General features: G+C 70.3%; 18 protein-coding genes. 11 read left to right on the top strand and 7 right to left on the bottom strand.

What is annotated here, in order from left to right; all coding sequences use genetic code 11:
* The first annotated feature begins 38 nt into the window (after positions 1 to 38).
* The 3 genes from IW252_RS09135 (at position 39) to IW252_RS09125 (ending at position 1,133) form a co-directional block, all read left to right on the top strand.
* Positions 39 to 554: a Dps family protein gene (locus IW252_RS09135; RefSeq protein ID WP_196836273.1), complete on the top strand. Its 516-nt coding sequence runs from the start codon at positions 39 to 41 to the stop codon at positions 552 to 554.
* Between the two features lie 52 nt (positions 555 to 606).
* Positions 607 to 804 (top strand): CsbD family protein, encoded by a 198-nt coding sequence (locus tag IW252_RS09130; protein WP_196836272.1) that lies wholly within the window; start codon positions 607 to 609, stop codon positions 802 to 804.
* Positions 805 to 995: 191 nt separating this feature from the next.
* Entirely contained in the window at positions 996 to 1,133 is a 138-nt protein-coding gene (locus tag IW252_RS09125) for a hypothetical protein (RefSeq protein ID WP_196836271.1), read from the top strand.
* 109 nt (positions 1,134 to 1,242) lie between these two features.
* Here the strand turns inward: IW252_RS09125 and IW252_RS09120 are convergent, their stop codons facing one another.
* From IW252_RS09120 to IW252_RS09110, 3 genes are all read right to left on the bottom strand, one after another.
* The gene (locus IW252_RS09120; protein WP_196836270.1) at positions 1,243 to 1,545 is read right to left on the bottom strand and encodes a hypothetical protein; all 303 of its coding nucleotides are present in this window, start codon (positions 1,543 to 1,545) and stop codon (positions 1,243 to 1,245) included.
* Positions 1,546 to 1,654: 109 nt separating this feature from the next.
* Positions 1,655 to 2,767, bottom strand: coding sequence for a hypothetical protein (locus IW252_RS09115; RefSeq protein ID WP_196836269.1), 1,113 nt, complete (start codon positions 2,765 to 2,767; stop codon positions 1,655 to 1,657).
* Between the two features lie 17 nt (positions 2,768 to 2,784).
* Entirely contained in the window at positions 2,785 to 3,408 is a 624-nt protein-coding gene (locus tag IW252_RS09110) for an SRPBCC family protein (protein ID WP_196836268.1), read from the bottom strand.
* 191 nt (positions 3,409 to 3,599) lie between these two features.
* Between IW252_RS09110 and IW252_RS09105 the strand changes: the two genes are divergently transcribed.
* The 5 genes from IW252_RS09105 (at position 3,600) to IW252_RS09085 (ending at position 10,989) form a co-directional block, all read left to right on the top strand.
* Positions 3,600 to 4,445, top strand: a complete 846-nt coding sequence (locus tag IW252_RS09105) for a DUF1206 domain-containing protein (protein ID WP_196836267.1) — start codon at positions 3,600 to 3,602, stop codon at positions 4,443 to 4,445.
* A gap of 91 nt (positions 4,446 to 4,536) precedes the next feature.
* Positions 4,537 to 6,054, top strand: coding sequence for a DUF3375 domain-containing protein (locus IW252_RS09100; protein ID WP_196836266.1), 1,518 nt, complete (start codon positions 4,537 to 4,539; stop codon positions 6,052 to 6,054).
* On the top strand, positions 6,051 to 6,686 hold the full coding sequence (locus tag IW252_RS09095) for a DUF4194 domain-containing protein (RefSeq protein ID WP_196836265.1): 636 nt from the start codon (positions 6,051 to 6,053) through the stop codon (positions 6,684 to 6,686). Before IW252_RS09100 ends, IW252_RS09095 begins: the two co-directional genes overlap by 4 nt.
* Entirely contained in the window at positions 6,683 to 10,084 is a 3,402-nt protein-coding gene (locus tag IW252_RS09090; protein ID WP_196836264.1) for an ATP-binding protein, read from the top strand. The genes IW252_RS09095 and IW252_RS09090 overlap by 4 nt, the downstream gene beginning before the upstream one ends.
* Positions 10,085 to 10,134: 50 nt before the next feature.
* Positions 10,135 to 10,989 (top strand): NAD-dependent epimerase/dehydratase family protein, encoded by an 855-nt coding sequence (locus IW252_RS09085; RefSeq protein WP_196836263.1) that lies wholly within the window; start codon positions 10,135 to 10,137, stop codon positions 10,987 to 10,989.
* 31 nt (positions 10,990 to 11,020) lie between these two features.
* Here the strand turns inward: IW252_RS09085 and IW252_RS09080 are convergent, their stop codons facing one another.
* Genes IW252_RS09080 through IW252_RS09070 form a run of 3 tightly spaced genes read right to left on the bottom strand, consistent with a single transcriptional unit; the run spans position 11,021 to position 15,176 of the window.
* Positions 11,021 to 12,493 carry an alanine racemase gene (locus IW252_RS09080; protein ID WP_196836262.1) on the bottom strand — a complete coding sequence of 491 codons (1,473 nt, stop codon included), beginning with the start codon at positions 12,491 to 12,493 and terminating at the stop codon, positions 11,021 to 11,023.
* On the bottom strand, positions 12,490 to 14,169 hold the full coding sequence (locus IW252_RS09075; RefSeq protein WP_196836261.1) for an FAD/NAD(P)-binding protein: 1,680 nt from the start codon (positions 14,167 to 14,169) through the stop codon (positions 12,490 to 12,492). Before IW252_RS09075 ends, IW252_RS09080 begins: the two co-directional genes overlap by 4 nt.
* Positions 14,166 to 15,176 (bottom strand): pyridoxal-phosphate dependent enzyme, encoded by a 1,011-nt coding sequence (locus IW252_RS09070; RefSeq protein WP_196836260.1) that lies wholly within the window; start codon positions 15,174 to 15,176, stop codon positions 14,166 to 14,168. The genes IW252_RS09075 and IW252_RS09070 overlap by 4 nt, the downstream gene beginning before the upstream one ends.
* A 297-nt stretch (positions 15,177 to 15,473) precedes the next feature.
* Between IW252_RS09070 and IW252_RS09065 the strand changes: the two genes are divergently transcribed.
* Both IW252_RS09065 and IW252_RS09060 read left to right on the top strand, forming a co-directional pair.
* Positions 15,474 to 16,508, top strand: coding sequence for a LacI family DNA-binding transcriptional regulator (locus tag IW252_RS09065; protein ID WP_331271499.1), 1,035 nt, complete (start codon positions 15,474 to 15,476; stop codon positions 16,506 to 16,508).
* A gap of 47 nt (positions 16,509 to 16,555) precedes the next feature.
* Positions 16,556 to 18,220, top strand: a complete 1,665-nt coding sequence (locus IW252_RS09060) for an ABC transporter substrate-binding protein (protein WP_196836259.1) — start codon at positions 16,556 to 16,558, stop codon at positions 18,218 to 18,220.
* On the opposite strand, the gene IW252_RS09055 is transcribed toward IW252_RS09060, so the two are convergent.
* Positions 18,151 to 18,351 carry a hypothetical protein gene (locus IW252_RS09055; RefSeq protein ID WP_196836258.1) on the bottom strand — a complete coding sequence of 67 codons (201 nt, stop codon included), beginning with the start codon at positions 18,349 to 18,351 and terminating at the stop codon, positions 18,151 to 18,153. The two genes, IW252_RS09060 and IW252_RS09055, sit on opposite strands and share 70 nt — an antisense overlap.
* On the opposite strand from IW252_RS09055, the gene IW252_RS09050 reads away from it, so the two are divergent.
* Positions 18,350 to 19,327: an ABC transporter permease gene (locus tag IW252_RS09050; RefSeq protein ID WP_196836257.1), complete on the top strand. Its 978-nt coding sequence runs from the start codon at positions 18,350 to 18,352 to the stop codon at positions 19,325 to 19,327. The two genes, IW252_RS09055 and IW252_RS09050, sit on opposite strands and share 2 nt — an antisense overlap.
* Positions 19,328 to 19,337: the final 10 nt, after the last annotated feature.

Raw genomic sequence — 19,337 nt, 5'->3', positions numbered from 1 at the left:
AGAGTTAGTGCAAGTCAGTTCCCGAAGGAGGACCTTCGATGGCAGCAAAGAACGAAGCGAAGTTTACTGTTCCCGGCCTCTCGGTTGAGGAGGGCCACAAAGTCGCCAACGCACTGCAGGATCGCTTGCACGCATTGAACGATCTGCAGCTGACCCTGAAGCACGCCCACTGGAATGTGGTGGGCCAGGGCTTCATCTCGGTTCACGAGATGCTGGATCCGCAGATCGAGCTCGTGCGCGGGTTTGTTGATGAGTTGGCCGAGCGCATGGCCACCATGGGTGTGCCGCCGAACGGCCTGCCGGGCGCGCTGGTGCAGGCTCGCCAGTGGGATGACTACGGCGTGGGCCGCGGCTCCACCACGGAGCACCTCGCCGCTTTGGATGAGGTCTACAACGGCCTGATCTCCAGCCACCGCGACGCGATCGACATGGTGGGTGAGATCGACCCGATTACCGAGGACCTGCTCATTGCGCAGACGGGCCAGCTGGAGCTCTTCCAGTGGTTCATGCGCTCCCATTTGGAGAACGACGCCGGCGAGCTCGCCGCCAAGTAGAGCACCCGGCCGTTTAGGACCACCGTTTTACCTGTAGCTCAGAGGAGGAATCATGGGACTCGACGACAAGATCAGCAACAAGGCCCAGGAAGTGTCCGGCGAGGCCAAGCAGACCGCCGGTGAGGCCACCGACAACGAGGAGCTTCAGGCAGAGGGCATGAAGGATCAGGCCTCGGCCAAGCTCAAGCAGGCTGGTGAGAAGATCAGCGACGCCGCGCGCGACGTCAAAGATCACTTCGACAAGAAGTAATCGCCACGCCACCCGAGGCCCCGTCCCTGTCATCAGGGGCGGGGCCTCGTGCTGTGTGCACCCGGGTGCGTGCGCCCCAGTCGCGGGAACGAAGGCGTCGGGGCCCGCGGGCACCGGCGGCCACCCCCGGCGGACGGCGTGCAGCAGCAACGCACTGCGTGCTGGGTCGGCCAACACAATCACCGGCAACAATGTCCGACGTGACGGATCTGGGCTACGTGGAGCGCAACTACCTGCTGCGCAACCCCACCGTGGCCGACGTGTCGGAACCGCAGAGCAAGTGCCGGGGCCAGACCCTGGATGACGTGCTCGCCGAGTTCGCCGGCTAGGTCCCTGGGCCCGCCGGCCGGCAGGCCCACACCACCACAACGCCTCCGGGGCGGGACCATCGCGTGATGGTCCCGCCCCGGAGGCGTTTGCGTGGGGCGACAGGCGCCCTCAGCGGATGGGTGGCGGCGGGAACGGGTCCTCGCCGGCGGCGAACTGCGCGTCCCGCAGCGGGTCCTCCGCGTTCAGGGTCCGCGGGGCGTCTTGGTCCCCCTCCTCGACGGGGCTTGCATGCCGGCCGTCTTCCGGATCATCAATCACGGGGTCCTCCCCGAGAGGCGACTCCTCCGGACGGTCCGAGGCCCGCTCGGTGAACTCGCCGGCCGCGTCATTGGCGACCAACGGCGCGGACTCGTCGATGGCGTGGTAGTCGATGGGATTCTGCTCGGTGGGGTCCTGCTGTTCCTGCGTCATGATTGACCTCCGATCAATGGGTGAGGCCAGAGTAGGCAGCCCCGACGGACGCCGGTCAAGGCCGTCGAGCAGACTCACAGAGCACACCCAGCACGGTGTCAGTCAGCTCCTATGCCGAGGATTCGGTCGCCTCCTCCTCATCCTCCGCCATTTGCCGGCGCTGCTGCGCGCGGCGGCTGTAGGTGGCCTCGCGGATGGCGGACTCGCTATCGAAGTTGGAGCCGAGGGCGCCGGCCATCGTGCCCAGCGACGTGGCCAACCAGGAGAGCGTGAGGTAGTCCTCGAGGCCCGCCGCGTGATTGAGCTGCTCCGCCAAGTACTCGGAGTCCACGATGGTCACGGCGCCCAAGAACAGGAGCACGAAGAGGATGAGGTACATCAGCGCCACGGAAATCACCACCGTGGCGAAGGTGGCGGCGTTATCTAGGAACGCTTGGCGCCGCGTGGCGCCGATCCCGAGCGCCGACGTCTCCGCCCGGTCAATGGACGAGCTCTGCGTCCACAGCCCATTGCGGGCAATCAGCCACGTGCTCAGGGAGAGGATGGCCACCACGGTGATCAGGATCAGCCGCCGGGTGGGCAGGGAGTCGGACATGTTCCAGATGCTGGAGTAGAAGATGCCGAAGGCACCGGCCGCCGCGGCCGTGGCCGCACACGTCCACAACGCACCGAGCAGCCGCCCGGGCCGGTTATTGCGGAGCATGCCGGCCCACAACCGGAACCCACTGAACCGGGAGTCCAGCGTGACATAGACGGTGCCGTCCTGCTGATCGTGGTGCGCCCGCCGCACCCCGGGAGTGCGGACGTGGCTGGAGTCCTCCCGCTCATCCTCCGGCGCCAGCTCCCGGTCCAAGGTCAGCGCCAAGTCCGCCAGCATGGTGTGCAGGCGCCGCCGCACCCGCCACAGGCCCAGGCTCGGCAGGGAGAGCAGCGCCGCACCGGTGGACGCGTCCAGCTCGTAGGCGACGGGCTGCTTGTTGTACGTCCGGGGCAGGTCCGTCACGTAGATCAGGTAGTCCCACTGCCGGCGCTCCATGAGGGACTCGGCGCGCTCGAGCAGCGGGATGTCGCCGTCCGCGTTCAGGGGCAGGGCCCCGCCCTCGACTTCGACGGACCACTGCCCGTCGTCCGACTGGCTGAGGCTCTGCTCGACGTCGTCATGGATCCGGCGCACCGCGATCTCCGGCAGGCCCGGATCCGCCATCACTCCTAGGGTCGGCATGGACCGCCTTTCTGCGCTTACTCGTTGTGCGACGTCGGCGGCTGCGGGCGGCCGCCGTGGACCTCACCGCGCCAGCCGCGCACCTCTTCCGAGTTCTCCACGAAGTTCTTGAAGCCGTGCAGATCCCGGCGCACCTGCAGGTCGTCGAGGCCTAGTGCCTCGCCCGCCTTTTCCAAAAAGGTCTCATCATCCCACGTGAACTCGACGTGCACGCGCGTGCCCTCGGTGGCCCGCGGCGCGGGCGGCTCGGCCTCGCCCATCTGCTCCGGGGGCACGACGGCGACCGGCGCCCCGCTGGTCAGCCCGCCCACGCTGGGCTGGGCTTGGGCGGCGTCCGTGCCAGCGAGGTCGGGATCCGGCTCCGCGATCTCGATGGATTCGAACCGCACTCGGCCGGTGTGGCTCTTGCCGTCCGTGCTGGCCCACGCGATCACCTCGTCCGGGACCTGCTCCGTGATGCGGGTGTCGAATTCGCGCTCCACGCCGCCGATCGCGGCCACCCAGTGATTGGTGACGTCGTCGATCTGCTCCACGCTCTGCACCGCCACCATGAACTCGGGAAAAGACTCAAACCGGGTCCAGGCGTTGTAGACCATCGTTACCGGGGCGCTGACTTCCACGCTTTCAGTCACCGTTGCCATGCTGCTCTCCTTCGGGTGGATTCGAGCTTCGACGGGGGCCCGCCAAGGCTGAGGCCCGCGCTGGATAGCGGCGCCGACCTCGTTGTCAGCGTAGGCCTCGCGCCGGGTTCGCGGAAGTCGTGGGAGCTTGAAATCTCCTGAAAATCCGCTCCGCGGCTGCTCGGCGCCACCTCACGGCCTATCATGAGCGCATGGAAGCAACGGTAGGAGGCCACAGCGGGCCGGCCACCCCGGATTCTCAGGGCGAATCAACGCCCGTCGCGGTCGCCCGCTCCGCGGCACACGATCGCCGGTTCGAGCATTTGGCTCGGTCCGGCTACGTGACCAGTGGGCTGCTCCACGTGGTCCTCGGTTCGCTAGTCGCGATCGTCGCATCCGGCGGCAGCGCCGAGGCGGATCAGAGCGGGGCCCTCAACGCCGTGGCCGCCCAGCCTCTCGGGACCGTGGTGCTGTGGATTGCCTCCTCCGCTTGTCTCCTGCTGGCCCTCTGGCACTGCGGTAGCGCGGTCTTCCACCAGAGCAGCACCCTGGATCGGCTCCGCGCTGGCGGCTCCGCGGCCGTCTTCGCGGTCATCGGCGTCGTCGTCCTGCGGTACGCCCTCGGCGCGCGCCAGAGCTCCTCGGACAGCACCCAGAGCCTCTCCGCCCTGCTCATGCAGTCCGTCTGGGGCGCGGCACTGCTCATCGCGATCGGCGTGGGCGTGCTGGCCGTCGCGGGGTATCACGTCTTCAAGGGGGCCACGCGGCGGTTCCTGCAGGACCTCGGGGCGCTGCCCCACTCCGCGGTCCGGCGCGTGGTGACGTTTGCCGGCGTCGTCGGCTACGTGTCCAAGGGCGTGGTCCTGACCGCGCTGGGATTGCTGTTCATCGTCGCCACCATCCAGCGGGATCCGGAGGATTCCAGCGGACTGGACGGCGCGGTGCAGGCGCTGCGGGACCAGCCGGCGGGGCCCGTCATCCTCGGCGTCCTCGCGGCGGGACTCGTGTTCTACGGCATCTATCAGGTGGTCCGGGCGCGGTACGACACGATGCGCTGAGCGTCACCGCCGCCCGCTCAGCTGTTGTTGTGCTCGGTGCTCTAGAATCGGTGCTCTGCCCGTCGCCGCCAACCGAGGTTTGAACCGCCGCATGCACGTCACACACCCCGCCTCCGCCACGTGGGCGGACCAGCAGCGGTTCCGGGACTCCGCCGGGTGGAAGTTGCTCTCCTCGGCGCCCTGGGTGGCCGGGTTCTTGCGGGCCGAGTTTACGACGGCGACGCCGCGCGTGGCGCTGGAGTCCTTCCACGCGAGCCTCGACGCGTTCCTCAAGCACCTGCGTGCCGAGCAGCCCGAACTGCCGCTCAACGAAGCGTGGATGGCCGCGCAGTACGCGGATTCCTGGGTCAAGTCCGGCTTCCTCGCCCGGCCGCTCGTCGACGGCCGCTTCGTCTACGAGCCCACCGCGCACACCGCGCGCGTGCTGCGGTTCCTCGACGCGGTGGCCGGTTCCGGCACCAACCTGAACTCGTCCCGCCTCTCCACGCTGCTGGCCAGCCTCGAGTCGCTGGCCCATGAGACGGACCCGGACCCCGAGGCCCGCATCCGCCAGCTCGAGGCGGAGATCGCCGAGCGTCAGGCCAAATTGGACACCCTGCGCTCGGGCGCCGAGCCGGCGCTGCTCACGGACGACGACGCCCTGGCCGCGGCCCGCTCCATTCTGGACCTGGCCGCCAACCTCCCCGCCGATTTCAAGCGCATGCGGGACGGGGTCCATGACATGCTCCACGCCATCCGCCAGCAGGTCATGGAGGCCTCCGTGACCAAGGGTGTGGCCGTGGGCCAGGTCCTCGACTCGGACAAGCAGCTGCGCTCCACCGCGGAGGGCGAAACCTTCCGCGGGTTCACGGACTTCCTCTCCGACCCGGCGCAGCAGGCCCGCTTCCGCGAGGCCGTGACGGATATCCTCACCCGCGACTTCGTCGAAGACCTCACCGCCGCCGAGCGCGGGACGATCGCCAACCTCCTGCGGGAGATGCGCCGGCAGGCCGCGGAGGTCCACGCCAGCTACGGAAAACTCTCCGAGTCCCTGCACGCCCTGATCGCGGCCGATGACGTCCGCGACTCCGAGGCGCTGCGCCGCAGTCTCCGCGCCGCCGAGCTGGCCGTCGCCTCCTCCGCCGCCCTCACCGCGCGTGTGCCGGCCGTGCCCGTGCGCCTCTTCGAGCCGCGGTTTGCCACACTCTCGCACCTCGGCATCTTCGATCCAGACGACCACGCGGTCCCGCCCCGCCTCGCGGACGCGCCGGAGCTCTCCGCGGCGGACATCCACCGCACCCCCATCACACCCGCCGCGGACACCGCGGCCCTACGCGCCGCCGTCGCCGACGCCGTCCACCGGGCGGGCACGACGGCGTCGGGCGGCGAACCGCGCGCGGCCACGCTGGAAACGGTGTACTCGACGCTGGAGCCGGCACACCGCCACCTGAACTCCGTCCGGTACCTGCTGGAACTGGCCCGCACCGAGCCGGGCGCCGAGCTGGATCCGAGCGAATTCGAGACGGTGACGGTCCGCCAAGTCGACGGCTCCGAACGCGTGGCTTACCTACCCCGCGTGGCCTACACCGAGGCACCGACCGCGACGACGAGGCAGAAGGAGACACCATGACTGAGGCCCTGTTTGAGGGGGACACCGGGCGGTTTGAGCTGCCGCTGCGTCAGGGGCTGGTCCGCCTGCTGCGCGGACCCTACATTGACGGGACCGCCGATGCGCGGCTGTGGCAGCGCATTCTGGACCGGCGCACGGACATCGAGGGCTTCGTCTCGGAGCTGTTCCTCCGCCTCGTGATCGACGAGCAGCGCAAAATCGCCCTACTGGAACCGGTGGATCTCGACCACCCCCACACCACCGCCATCGTGCCGCGGCGCGCCCTGCGCCGGGAGGAAACCCTGCTGGCGTTGCGCCTGCGCTTGGCGCTGGAATCCCATGCGGGCACCGGCACGGACGCAGTGATCTCCCGCGCCGGGGCCCGGGACATCCTGGCCGAGCACCGCCAGCGCGGCACCGTGGATGACAAGCGGCTGGAGGAGCTCACCGACTCCTCGCTGGCCCGCCTGCTGGCCCTGAAGCTGATCCTGCCCACCGACGTGGAGCACGAGTACAAGGTCTCCCCCGCCCTGGCGCTCGCCCTGCCGTTTTCCAGCATCGAGGAGATTCCCGCCTACCTCGCCGCGATCGAGCGCACGGACGCGGGCGCGGAGACCGATCTGGACGTCGAGAACCGTGAGGACGCCGAATGAGCATCGAATACACGCTGGACCTCGGCGAAGAGGTCAACCCCGGCCAGCACCGGCTGGCGGAGATCCACGTGGTCAACTGGGGCACCTTCCACGGTAAGCACCGGCTGTACGTGGACCGCGCCGGCACCCTGCTCACCGGGCACCCGGGAGTGGGCAAGTCCACCCTGTTTGACGGGATCGGCCACCTGTTCCATGCGGCCCCGCGCCTGAACGAGTCCGCCCACGAGGCCTCCACGCGCCGCGACCGCCGCACCACGTACTCCTATCTGCGGGGGCGCACGTTCAAGACGGCGGACGGCGTGATCGCCCAGCGCCCCGGCGCCACGTGGAGCGCCGTGGCCCTGGTGTACCGCAACGCCATGGGCACCACCACGTGCCTGGCCGCCCTGTTCGACGTGCCGGCCAACGGTCTGGAAGGACACGTGGGCAAGCACTTCCTCATCGGGGATGCGCCCCTGGATCCGGAGGCCATCGAGGACTACTGGGCGACGCCGGGGGCCCGCCGGTTCTCCGTCTCCACCCTGAGCCGAGCCCTGCCCGGGTTCGAGGTCTATGACACGCACAAGACCTTCGCCGAGCGCTTCCGCCGCCGCCTAGGCATCGATCACGACAAGGCGTTCTCCCTGCTGCGCACGCTGCAGAACGGGAAGGGACTGGACCGCGGCGTGAACCAGTTCTTCCGCCAGGAGGTGCTGGAGGCCCCCGCCACGCTGGCCGCGGCGGAGGGCGCCGTCGAGGACTTTGCTCACCTGCGCGGCATCCACCGGGAGCTGGAGACGGCTCGCGCGCAGCGCGATGCTCTGGAGTTGGTCCCGGAGCGCACCCGCCGCCTCGGCGAGCTGGTGGCCGAGCGCGAGGCCACCGCGCGCCTCGCCGGCACCGTGCTGCCACACGTGGGCGCGGTCCGCGCCGCCGAGGTGCACGACGCCGAGGTGGCCCGCCTCAACGCCGACCTGAGCAGCCACCGGGACCAGATCAGCGCCGCGGTCTCCGCCAAGGAGCGGCTGAACACGCGGATCTCCTCCCTGCAACAGCAGCACGATTCCTCCGGCGGCGAGCGCGTCGCCGCGCTGGAGCGGGAGCTGGCCGAGGCCCACGCCGCCGCCGAACAGAAGGGCCGGGCAGCGGCCAAGCTGACCGCGGAAGCCGAACGCGCCGGCGTCGCGTGGGACCACACCGCCGAAGGGCTGGACGCCATGCGCCAGCAGGCCCTAGACGCCTCGTCCCGGCTGGGATCGATCGAACAGGACACCCGCACGCTGGAATATGAGGCGATGGCCAAGCTCATGAACCTGCGGGAGCGGCTGCGCGCGGCGCGGGCGGAAATCGATTCCTATGCCCGGCGCGGATCCAATATTGACGACGCCTCCGCCACCGCGCGCCGCAGCATCTGCGCCGCGACGGGGCTGGACCCGGCGGATGTACCGTTCGGCGGCGAGCTCATGGACGTCGCCGCCGGCGAGGACGCGTGGCGGCCGGCCGCGGAAAAGGCGCTGCGCCGCCTCGCGGCCACCCTGTTGGTGCCGGGCGAGCATCTGGCCGCGGTGACCCGCGCCATCGACGCGGGCATTGCCGACGGCAGCTCGGTGGCCCGGCTGCGCTGGGTGGACACCTCGGTGCGGCCCGGCGGTCACGGCGCCGCCGAACGCGCGGCGGACGAGGCGGAGCTGGTCACCAAGCTGGACTTCGCGGAGTCCGACGCCGGGGCGTGGCTGCGGGCCAAGGTGGCCGCGGACTACCCGCTGGTGTGTGTGGAGGAGGACGCGGAGCTGCACCAGCACGCCCGCGCCATCTCCCGCTCCGGCACCCTGAAGACCGGGCGCGGGGCCTACGAGCGCCAGCTGCGCCAGCTCTCCCCCAGCCAGTACCTCTTGGGCTTCACCAATGAAGCGAAGATCGCGCAACTGGAGGACGCGGCGGGCGGCCTCGCCGAGGAGATCGCCGCCGCGGAGTCCGCCGCGGACGAGCGCAGCACCTCCAGCCGGGACCTCGGCGAGAAGCTGCGCGCGCTCGCCGCGCTGGCGGAGGATTCGCGGGAGTTCTCCCGATTCGATACGGCCGGGGCCGACGCCGCGGTGGCGGAGCTTGAATCCCGCCTAGCGGCGGTCTTGAACGACGACGCCTCGCTGGCGGAGGTGCGCTCCGACCTAGAGGCCGCGCTCGCCGAGCGGGAGGAGACGGTGGGGCGTCTCGCCGTGCTCCGCGCCGAGGCGGAGGCTCTGCAGGAGCGGCTCAGCGCGCTCGTGCCCGCCGCCGAGTCCGCTCCAGCGTCCGGGACGGACGCACCGGCCGGGCGCGCCGGCGTCGTCCCCGGTAGCGCTGCCACGGACACGGCCACCGTGACCGAGGCCGAGCAGGCACAACTGGTCGAGCGGTTCGAGGCGCTGACCGAGGCCACCACGGCGGCGGAGGTGCGGGCGGCGACGGACGCGGCGGCGTTGGCCCTGCAGGAGGAGCTGGCGCGAACCAAGCAGTCCATCTTCGCGGCCGAGGCGGACCTCGCGGAGACCTTCCGGGAGTTCGCGCGCGAGTTCGGCCCGTCCGCCGCGGCCTCCTACGGGACCGGGGCGGACGCCGCCGAGGACTACGTGCGGCTCTACGAATCGATCGTCGCGGAGGGCCTGCCGCAGCGCGAGGAGGAGTTCCGGGAGTACTTCTCCAACCGGTCCTACGAGCGATTCTCCGACTTGCTGCAGCTGCTGGAGGAGGAGCGCCGGGCCATCGCCGAGCGGATCGAGCCGCTGAACCAGATCCTCTCCGACGTGCCGTTTGAGCAGGGACCGCAGGGCAGCTCCCGGCTGCGGTTTGAGCTGAGCACGGCCGTCCCCGCGGAGGCGCGCGCGTTCAAGGCGGAGCTGAAGGACGCGCTGGGCCGCGCCTACTCCGGGGCGGCGGACGTGAGCGAGCAGTACGAGCGGCTCGAGGCCCTCGTGGACGCCCTGGACGACCCGGCGCGCGCCGCGTGGCGGGACACCGTGCTGGATGTGCGCCAGCACGTGACCATCAGCTGCAACGAGCACAAGGCCGGCGGAGAGATCGAGGCCGGGCTGGAACCGGGCACGCTCTCCGGCGGCGAGGGGCAGCGCTTCACCTCCTTCGTCATGGGCGCGGCGCTGGCCTACCAGCTGGGGCTCGCCACCCAGGGCTTCACCACCTACGGCACCGTCATGATTGACGAGGCCTTCATCCAGGCCAACTCCGAGTACGCGGGCGCGGGCATCAACGCGCTGCAGGAGTTCGGCTTCCAGCTGCTGCTCGCGGCACCGGAGGACAAGGTGGATCTGGCCCGGCATTTGGGGTCCATCACGGACATCGTCAAGCGGCCCGGCTCCAACGTCTCCGGGTTTGTGGAGACGGGGCTCTCCCCGGCCGTGGCCACCGATGTCGTCCTGCGCTGACCGCAGGGTCACGTACCACCCGCTCGGGCCGAGGTGACAGACTAGGGCCCATGAGCGTACTCATCGCCGGATGCGGCGACGTCGGGACAGAGACGGGGCTGCGGCTGGCCGCGGCCGGCCACCGCGTGATCGGCTGGCGGCGCAACCCGCAGAAGCTGCCCCCGCAGCTCGAGGCGGTCGCCGCGGACCTCACGGGGGACCTGCCGACCATCCCGGACGATGTGCGCACCGTCATCATCACCGCGTCGGCCCCGGTGCGGGAACCGGAGGCCTACCGGGCGGCCTACCTCGGCGCCGCGCGCAACATCGCCGCGGCGCTCACCCGGGATGCCGTGGTGCCAGACCGGGTCCTCTACGTCTCCTCCACCGCCGTGTACGGGGAGTCTCGCGGCGGCGTCGTCGACGAATCCACCGACCCGGCACCGCCCTCGTGGCGCGGGGAGGTTCAGGTGGAGGCGGAGGCGCTCCTCGCCGAGCACTTCGCGGGCACCGGCACCGCGTTCACGGCCCTGCGCCTCGGCGGGATCTACGGACCGGGCCGCACCATGCTGATCGACCGGGTGACCTCCGGCCGCGCCGTCCTGCCGACGGAGCCGACGTTTACCAATCGGATCCACCGCGACGACGCCGCGGAGGCGATCGTCCACCTGACCCAGCGGGTCACGGACCCGGCGGCGCTCTACCTCGGCGTGGACACCGAGCCCGCCGAGCTGGGGGACGTGCTGCGCTTCCTCGCCGCTGAGCTGGGCCAGCCGGTCCCGCCTACGGGCGAGGTCTCCGCACAGGCCGGCAGCAAGCGCTGCTCCAGCGCCGCCTTGCGGGCCACGGGCTTCACCTTCGCCTACCCCACGTACCGCCAGGGCTACCGGGCGGTCTTGGCCGGGGAGGGTACCCGCCACCCATAGCCGGCCCCAGCGCCGCGCCCGTCAGCAGGACTCAGGGGGCCACCGGCTGCCGCGCGTCGATCGCATCCCGCGTGTAGTCGCCGCCGCGGCGCACCACGTTGGCGGCCAGCGGAATCTGATGGGAGGCGCTCTCGATGATGTGCATGAGGTACCCGGCGGTGTTGGGAAACGCGACGACGTCGTCCCGGCGCACCCCCTTGGGGAAGCGCAGTTTCCGCCGGAGGATCAGCTCGTCCTCAATGCAGTACGCGCCCACCAGGTAGGCCTCGACGGCCGGTTCCGCCGCGGCCCCCGGGGCGCGCACCAGCAGCGGATCCAGCAGCACGTCCAGCGAGGTGGAACGCATCTGCGTCCGGTTCATGTGCAGCCCCACCAGCGGCACCCCGTCGGCGCGCTTCTTGCGGAACGCCACGCTGGCCAGCGTCAGGCCGCAGCCGTCCAGCACCGCCCGGCCCGGCTCGCACCGCAGCTCCAACCCCCGGCCGCGCACGGCCTCGGCCACCGTCAGGGCCGGTTCGGCCCCGCGGCCGGGCACCGGGGCGGCGAGCACGGCCTCCAGCCACGCGGCGCGGGTGAGCTCCTGCCAGAACGGGTACACCGCGCCGGAGCCGTCCAGGCCCAGCGGATCGTCATTCCACGTCAGCTCCGGCACCGCCGTCGCTTCCTCCGCTGGGGCGCCGCCGGCGAGCGCCGCGCGCCGGGCGCGCAGGGCCGCCCAGAACGCGTCCCATTCGGACTGCTCCTCGAGGTAGGACATGGGCAGGCCGCCGCCGATGTCGACAAAGCGCACCTCGTGCCCGGCGGCGCGCAGCCGGTCCACGAACTCCAGCGCCTCACCCAGCACGGTGACGCGATCCGCCGCCGCGTAGCCGTGCAGGTGAAAGTGCACGCCGCTGACCCGCACGCCCGAGCCCCGGGCGGCGAGCGCGTCGAGCCACTCGGCCGGCGAGAGCCCGAACCGGGTGGGCCGTATTCCGTCCGACTGCGCGGCGATCCGCAGTGCGACCTCCGGCCGGGTGTCCGGCGACTCGGCGCTGAGGTCCGCCAGCTCGTCCTGGTTATCGAGCGAGATGACGACGCCGGCGCGCAGGGCCCGGCGCAGCGTGGCCGGCGGTTTCACGGCGGCCGTGAGGATGATCTTGGCCGGGTCGACGCCGCGCTGCAGCACCTGGGCCAGCTCGGCGTCGCTCGCCACGTCGATCCCGGCCCCGGCGTCCCGGGCGGCGTCCACCACCGCGACCGCCTTGTTCGCCTTGCGCGCCACGTACACCTCGAAGTCCACGCCGTGGCGGGCGGCGACCGCGCGCAACTGATCGATGTTGCGCACCAGCGGCCCCGTCTCGATCACGTTGACCGGGGAACCGTGTTCGGCTAGCAACGCGCGGCACGCCGCGTCGTCCGCCAGCAGCTCGTTCATCCACGGTTCCAGGCGCGCGCTCAGCGGCTGGGGCCCGTGGCAGAGCCCGCGATTCGGCCCGGCCGTCTCCTGGGTTGATGTCCTCATGGGGTGTTCCCTTTCCTCGGCCCCGCGGAGGCGGGGGTTGCGGCGAGGCCGCTCGCGTCCTGCAGTGCGCGGTGTCCCCAGCGGGCGACGACGCCGCGCGCCCAGCGGGGCCCGTCGCCATGCAGGGTACGGTCCAGCGTGTCATGCCCCAGCACCGGGTCCTCCGTGGGCCGGCCGAGCACCGCGACGCCTTCGACGCGGCGGCCGTAAGCATCCAAGCACGTGGCATCCGGGTCCGTCAGGACGCCGCGTTCGCCCGGGCGCACGGTGATCAGCCCGCGCTGGAACAGGTCAGCGTAGAGCGGCTCCCGAAACGCCGGGGCGCTAGGTGTAGTCGTCACCGCGCCGGCGGCAGGAGCTGGCGCGGTGAGCACACCCGGGCCCGCGGTGAGGGCGGCCAGCTCGCGAGCGGACGCATCCGTGCCGCTCGCGGCTGGCTCGCCCGCGTCCGGCTCGCGGGCGTCGTCGCCCGTCGCGACGACCTCCGCCCGGCCGCACTCCAGCAGGGCGAGGAATTTGCGGACCGTCTCCGCCGGCGGGCCGAAGCTGACGCGCTCCAGCGTGCCCGCCACGCGGCGGAACCGGAGCTGATCCCGCGCGCTGCGGGGTATGCGGTCCAGCGCTTGGACCAGGTCTCGGTAAACGCCCTGCCAGATCCGTCCCCAGAGCCACAGCTCGTCCGGCGGCGCCGCGCCCGCGTCGATCGCCAGGCGCGAGCTCAGGTACGCGGCCTGCTGCCGGCCCGGCGACACCGCTGCGTCGCGCACCGGGCTCCCGGTGAGCGCGGCTCGCCACAGTCGCAACGGCGTCGTGCTCACCCTGGCGGCCCGAGCCGCCTCCCCCGCGGCCCGAAGCAGCACGCCCCACAGCGGGGACAGGGAGACGGGGTCCCCGGCGGGTCGCGCTCGCACCTGCGCGCCCCACGCCCGGACCTGCGCGGCGGCCGCGGCGACCACGGGCTCCAACCACGGGTGCTGGTGCTCCGGTTTGGGGGCCATCACGGCGCCGGTGCGGGAGCGCAGCACCACGCGCGCGGGTTCATGGCCGGAGGGGTGGTAGGTCAGGCGCGCCAGTGAATCTTCGGGGGTCCTGCTCCAGCGCCCGCCCCGGGATTCGGTGAGCAGTAGGAGGGCGTCGAGGCCGGTCAGGGCGGCCCCGCGCACCGTGGCCGTGGCTCCCGCCGGGACAGCCTCCGCGTGCCGCCGCAACTGGGCCGGTAGGCCCGCGTGACCCGTCGCGAGGAGGACTTCATCGTAGGCGGACGGGTCAATCTGGCCCGGCCCCGTGCCGAGGCCCGTCACGCGCGAGCGGTGATGGCGCACCTCAACGCGCGGATCCGCAGCGAGCGCGGCGAAGGCCTGCCGCAGGTAGACACCGACGAGGGCGCGGGGCGGAAACCGCTCCTCGGCGTGCTCCGGGTGGTGCCGCCGCAGCCACGCGGACAGCGGCAGGTCCCATCCGGGGCCCCGGGCGTCGACCATCGCCGCGGGGGCGTTCAGCCGCCACGCGAGCGGCAGCTCGGGATCCCAGACGGCCCCGCCGCCCGGCTCCGCCGGGTCGAACAGATCCACCCGTATCCGCGACGCGCCCGGCCACAGGGCGCACAGCTCCTGCAGCGCGAATAGGGCCTTGGGGCCAGCGCCGACGAGGCAGACCCGCAGTGGTGCTGCACTCATCCGGCGGCGCGTGCGGCGGACGACGGCGGCAGCGGAGCGGACGAGTCCAGGGCCGCGGCGGCCTGGTGCGGGTACGTGAGCGACACCCACTCGTCGTCGTACACCGTCTCGAGGTAGGGCACGCCCGAATCGTGGACGAGCAGGCCGATGCGTTCGCCGTCGGCCGCGCCCCCGCGCGCTAGATGACCGGCGAGCGCGGCGACGATGGCGCCGGTGGACGCTCCCGCGAGGAGGCCCTCCGTGCGCGCCAGCCGGCGGCATCCCCACACCATGTCCGGTTCGGCGACGCTGACCACCTGATCCGGCGCGGCGTGATCGTGCAATGCCGGCAGGATCCCGGCGCCCAGGCCGGGCAGTTTGCGGGGCGCAGCGGTGCCGCCGAAGAGCACGGAGCCGGCCGCATCCACCGCGATCAGGCGGGTGGGGAGGTGATGCTCGCGCACGTAGCGCTGGCAGCCCACGAGCGTGCCGGTGGTGCTGGTGGCCACGAAGAGGGTGTCCAGCTCACCGGCCGCGGCCAAAAATTCGGGCATGGTGGAGCTCGCGTGGGCGGCCGGGTTGTGGGCGGAGCCGTACTGGTCCGTGGTGACGGCCCCGGGGACGTGGGCGAGCAGTTCCTGGACGCGGCGGCGCCGGGCCGCCAAGAGGTTGCCGTCCGCGGGATGGACGTGTTCGACGTCGGCGCCGAAGGCCCGCATCATCTTGATCGCGGCCGGGTTGGCGTTGTCGTCCACCACCGCGATGAACCGGTAGCCCCGCAGCGAGCAGTGGCGGGCGAGCGCGATGCCGAGGTTGCCGGAACTGGATTCCACCACCGTGCCGCCGGCGCTCAAGCGCCCGTCGGCCTCGGCGCCGTCCAGCAGAAAAGCGGCGGTCCGTTCCTTGGTGCTGCCGGCGACTTGGAGCTGATCCAGCTTGGCCACGATCCGCGCGGAGCTCTCCTCAAACAGGCGGTCCAGCTCCACCACTGGCGTCTGCAGCCAGTCGGTTCCCTGCGGTGTGATCACGGCTTCCCCTTACCTGAATCGCTTGGTGGCGTGGCGAGGCGGCGTCCGCACCGACTCGCCTTACCCCGGACCGGCTCATCATGCCCCACACTGGAAACGTTTCACAGCACCCAGCGATTCTTGCAGGTAACTCATGGTTAGTGCCCAGTTTCGAACGTATAGGTCAGCCTGCGCAGGACGCGTCCACCGCCTCCCCGTGTGATCCTTGACACACGTAGCTAAAGCGCGTTAGCTTGGGTTTGTTAGCTACTAACACGAGTTAGTTATCGCATTCCCGGGCGAGGACAGGATGCAGTTGTGACTGGAAACAGCTCAGGACGGGCGGTCACCATGGCCGACGTCGCGCGTACAGCAGGAGTCAGCCGTGCGGCCGTTTCGTTTGTCCTCAATGAGCGCTCCGACATCAGCATCCCGGATACGACTCGGGAGCGCGTCCTCGCCTCTGCCGCACAACTCGGCTATCGACGCAACGCCGCCGCGCGAGCACTCGCTAGCCAGCGATCAGGGCTCTTCGGTCTGGTCACCGAGATCGTGACTAGCCCTTTCGCCGCAGACATCATCACGGGTGCCCAGCGGCGCACCTGGGAGGACGAACGGTTTCTGCTCATTGCGCCGAGTGAGGACGACGAGGCCATGGAATCGGTGGCGATTGAAAAACTGCTCGAACAGCGCGTCGAGGGCGTCATCATCGCGGCTTCATGGCACCAGGCCATTCGTGTCCCAGAGAACGCGCACCAGATCCCCTGCGTGCTGGTCCACTGCTACGACGAGTCTGGCCAGCTGCCAAGCATTGTGCCGGATGAGGAGTCCGGCGGCCGGGCGGCCGCGCGTGAGTTACTAGCCGCTGGCCACCGCGAGATCGGCCACCTCACCCTCCCACTCGGCATTCCTGCTCAGGTAGGACGCCTCCGGGGCTTCGCGGACGAGCTCTCCGCCGCGAGCGTCCCGCTCCCCGATCGGCGGATCGTCGCGGGCGACGGCACTGCGGAGAGCGGGTACCGCGGTGCCGCGGAACTCCTCGACGGACCGAACCCGCCGACGGCGCTCTTCTGCGGAAACGACCGAATGGCGATGGGCGCGTACGACGCCGTCAAGGAACGGGGTCTGCGAATCCCCCACGAAATCTCGATCATCGGCTTCGATGATCAGCAGGCACTGGCTGACAGTCTTCGGCCAGGTCTGACGACGGTCGCCCTCCCTTTCGAGGAGATGGGTGCCGCCGGGGTCAGGAAACTGACCGAACTAACAGCAGGCAGCCAGAAGACGAGTTCGCACCTCGCCCTCGACTGCCCGCTGCGCCAACGTTCCTCAGTTGGATTCGCACTCCACTGAAGAACTCACCCTCCCGCACCACCACTTGATCCGGAAGAGGTCACTTCATGATAGCCACATCGATCCGGCGCGCCCTTCTCAGGGCCAGCGCCGTCACCGCGATCGGGGCCCTCGCCCTGACCGGCTGCACCGCCTCCGCGAACGACGACGGCGACTCGGCCGCTACGCCGATGCTCACCATCCCGCGCGAGGACATGGGCACGTTCTCCCAGAACTTCAACCCGTTCTCCCCGAACGCCGCGCCCATGACCACGCAGGCCGTCTATGAGTCGCTGCTCATCTACAATCCAGCCGGCGGCGACACCGTGCCGTGGCTCGCGGAGTCGTGGGCGAGCAGCGAGGACGGGCTGACCCAGACGTTTAACCTGCGTGCAGACGTCTCTTGGTCCGACGGGAAACCGTTCGTTGCCGACGATGTCGTGACCACCTTCGAGATCCAGCGCGAGCTCCTCGGCGGCTACGACTACCTCGACACCGTCGAGGCCGTCGACGAGAAGACCGTGAAGTTCACCTTCAATCGCGAGTTCTCGCCGGCGCTGTTCGAGGTCGGCCAGCAGATCATCGTCCCGCACCACATCTGGTCCGAGTTCGAGGATCCGGGCAACGAGGAGAACCCGGAACCGGTCGGCACGGGCCCCTACACCGAGGTTTCCAACTTCCAGGCCCAGTCGTTCGACCTGCTGCCGAACCCGAACTACTGGCAGCCGGAGAAGCAGCAGATTCCCGGCGTGCGGATGCTCGCCTTCGCCGGCAACGACGGCGCGAATCTCGCCGCGATCAACGGCGACGTCGACTGGGCGCCTCAATACATGCCGGATATCCAGAAGACCTTCGTGGAAAAGGATCCGGAGCACCGGGCCTACTGGTTCCCGCCGACGGGGGCCGAAATCAACTGGCAGCTCAACACGACACTCGATATGTTCTCCGATCCGGATGTCCGCAAGGCGCTGAGCATGGCTGTCGACCGGGAACAGGTTGTCGACGTCGGCATGTCCGGATACACCATCCCTGCCGACTGCACGGGACTGTCGGGTAACTACGACGAGTGGCGCAGCGACGAGGTCGTCGCAGACTGCGGCTGGACCGAGTACGACGCCGAGGCAGCTGGGGCTCTGCTGGACGAGGCGGGATACACCGCCGGACCAGACGGAGAACGCACGACGCCGGACGGCGAGCCCTTCGCGTTCGACATCTCCGTCGGTTCGACCTCTTCCGACTGGCTCTCGGTGGCCAACGTCATTGCGCAGAACCTGCAGGACATCGGCGTGCAGGCGACAGTCGATTCGCCGGACTGGGCCGCCGTCGTGGCCGGGTACGAGACGGGCGAATTCGAGACGGGCATCGTGTGGAGCGCTAACGCACCCACGCCGTACCAGTACTACCGCAACCTTATGTCCACAGAATCGGTCAAACCGGTCGGCGAGCAGACGTTTGACAACTACCACCGGTTCGGCAGCAAGGAAGCAGACGACCTGCTAGCCGAGTTCGCGGCGACCGCGGACGAGCGCGAGCAGCAGCGCATCATGGACGAACTCCAGGCCCTCTACGCCGAACTGGCTCCCGTCGTGCCGCTCTTCCCGGGCCCGGAGTGGGGCGCCTACACGACCGAGCGCTTCGTCGGCTGGCCTACCGAGGAGAACCCCTACGCCACGTTGGCAACGCGGGCGCCGACGACGGTGCTGGTGCTGACCTCGCTCGAACCGGCCGAGTAGCCACTGCCGGGGCGGCGCCCCGCCGTCACCATCTGCTGGGCCCGGATGTCCTCCGGGCCCAGCAGATCCCCTCCCGGGTGCGGGCCATGCGCCGCCGCGCCCGACCACCCTCCCTTCGGAAGGACTGCCATGGGCTTCATCCTGCGCAGGCTCGGTTTCTACCTCATCGCATTCTGGGCCTCGATCACCCTCAATTTCATGCTTCCCCGGCTCATGCCGGGCGACCCCGTTACCCGTATGCTGTCGCGTTCCCAGCAGCGGCTGGACCCGCAACAGGTCGAATCGCTCCAGCGCCTCCTCGGCGTCGAGGGCGGGCCGTGGTGGCAGGAGTACTTCGCCTACCTCGGCCGTGTTCTCACCGGGGACTTCGGAGTCTCCATCTCCCGCTTCCCGACTCCCGTCAGCGACGTCATCGCGGCGCAGCTGCCGTGGACGCTCCTGCTCGGCGCCGTGTCGCTGCTCATCGCGGTCATCATCGGCAACCTGCTCGGAATCCTCGCGGCCTGGCGCCGCGGCGGCGTGCTGGACTCCGTGACCCCGCCGCTGCTGGTCTTCATCGGCTCGTTCCCATACTTCTGGCTGGCCATGGGCTCGCTGTATGTCTTCGGCGTCGCTTGGGGCATCGCCCCACTGCGGCACGCCTTCTCCGTTGGCATGACCCCCTCCTGGGACGCGGACTTCATCGCCGACGTCGCCGCACACCTCGTCCTACCGGCCCTGTCGATCGTGCTGGTCTCGATCGGCGGCTGGATGCTCGGCATGCGCAACACCATGATCTCGACCAACGCCGAGGACTACATCCTGATGGCCGAGGCCAAGGGGCTCCGCCCGCGCCGCATCATGTTCAACTACGCCGCCCGCAACGCGCTGCTGCCGTCCGTCACCAACATCGGCATGAGCCTCGGGTTCATCGTCGGCGGCGCGCTACTCACGGAGGTGGTCTTTGCCTATCCGGGCGTCGGATATCAGCTCCTCGCCGCCGTCCAGGGCCTCGACTACCCACTGATGCAGGGGCTGTTCCTCACCATCACCGCCGCCGTGCTGCTGGCGAACTTCCTGGTCGACCTCGTGTACGTCCGCCTCGATCCGCGCGTGCGGGTCGGCTAACCCGGAGGCT

This window comes from Zhihengliuella flava (genome assembly GCF_015751895.1).
GTDB lineage: Bacteria > Actinomycetota > Actinomycetes > Actinomycetales > Micrococcaceae > Zhihengliuella > Zhihengliuella flava.
Note: the sequence above shows the minus strand (reverse complement) of the source record. Positions and strands in the feature narration are given on the sequence as shown.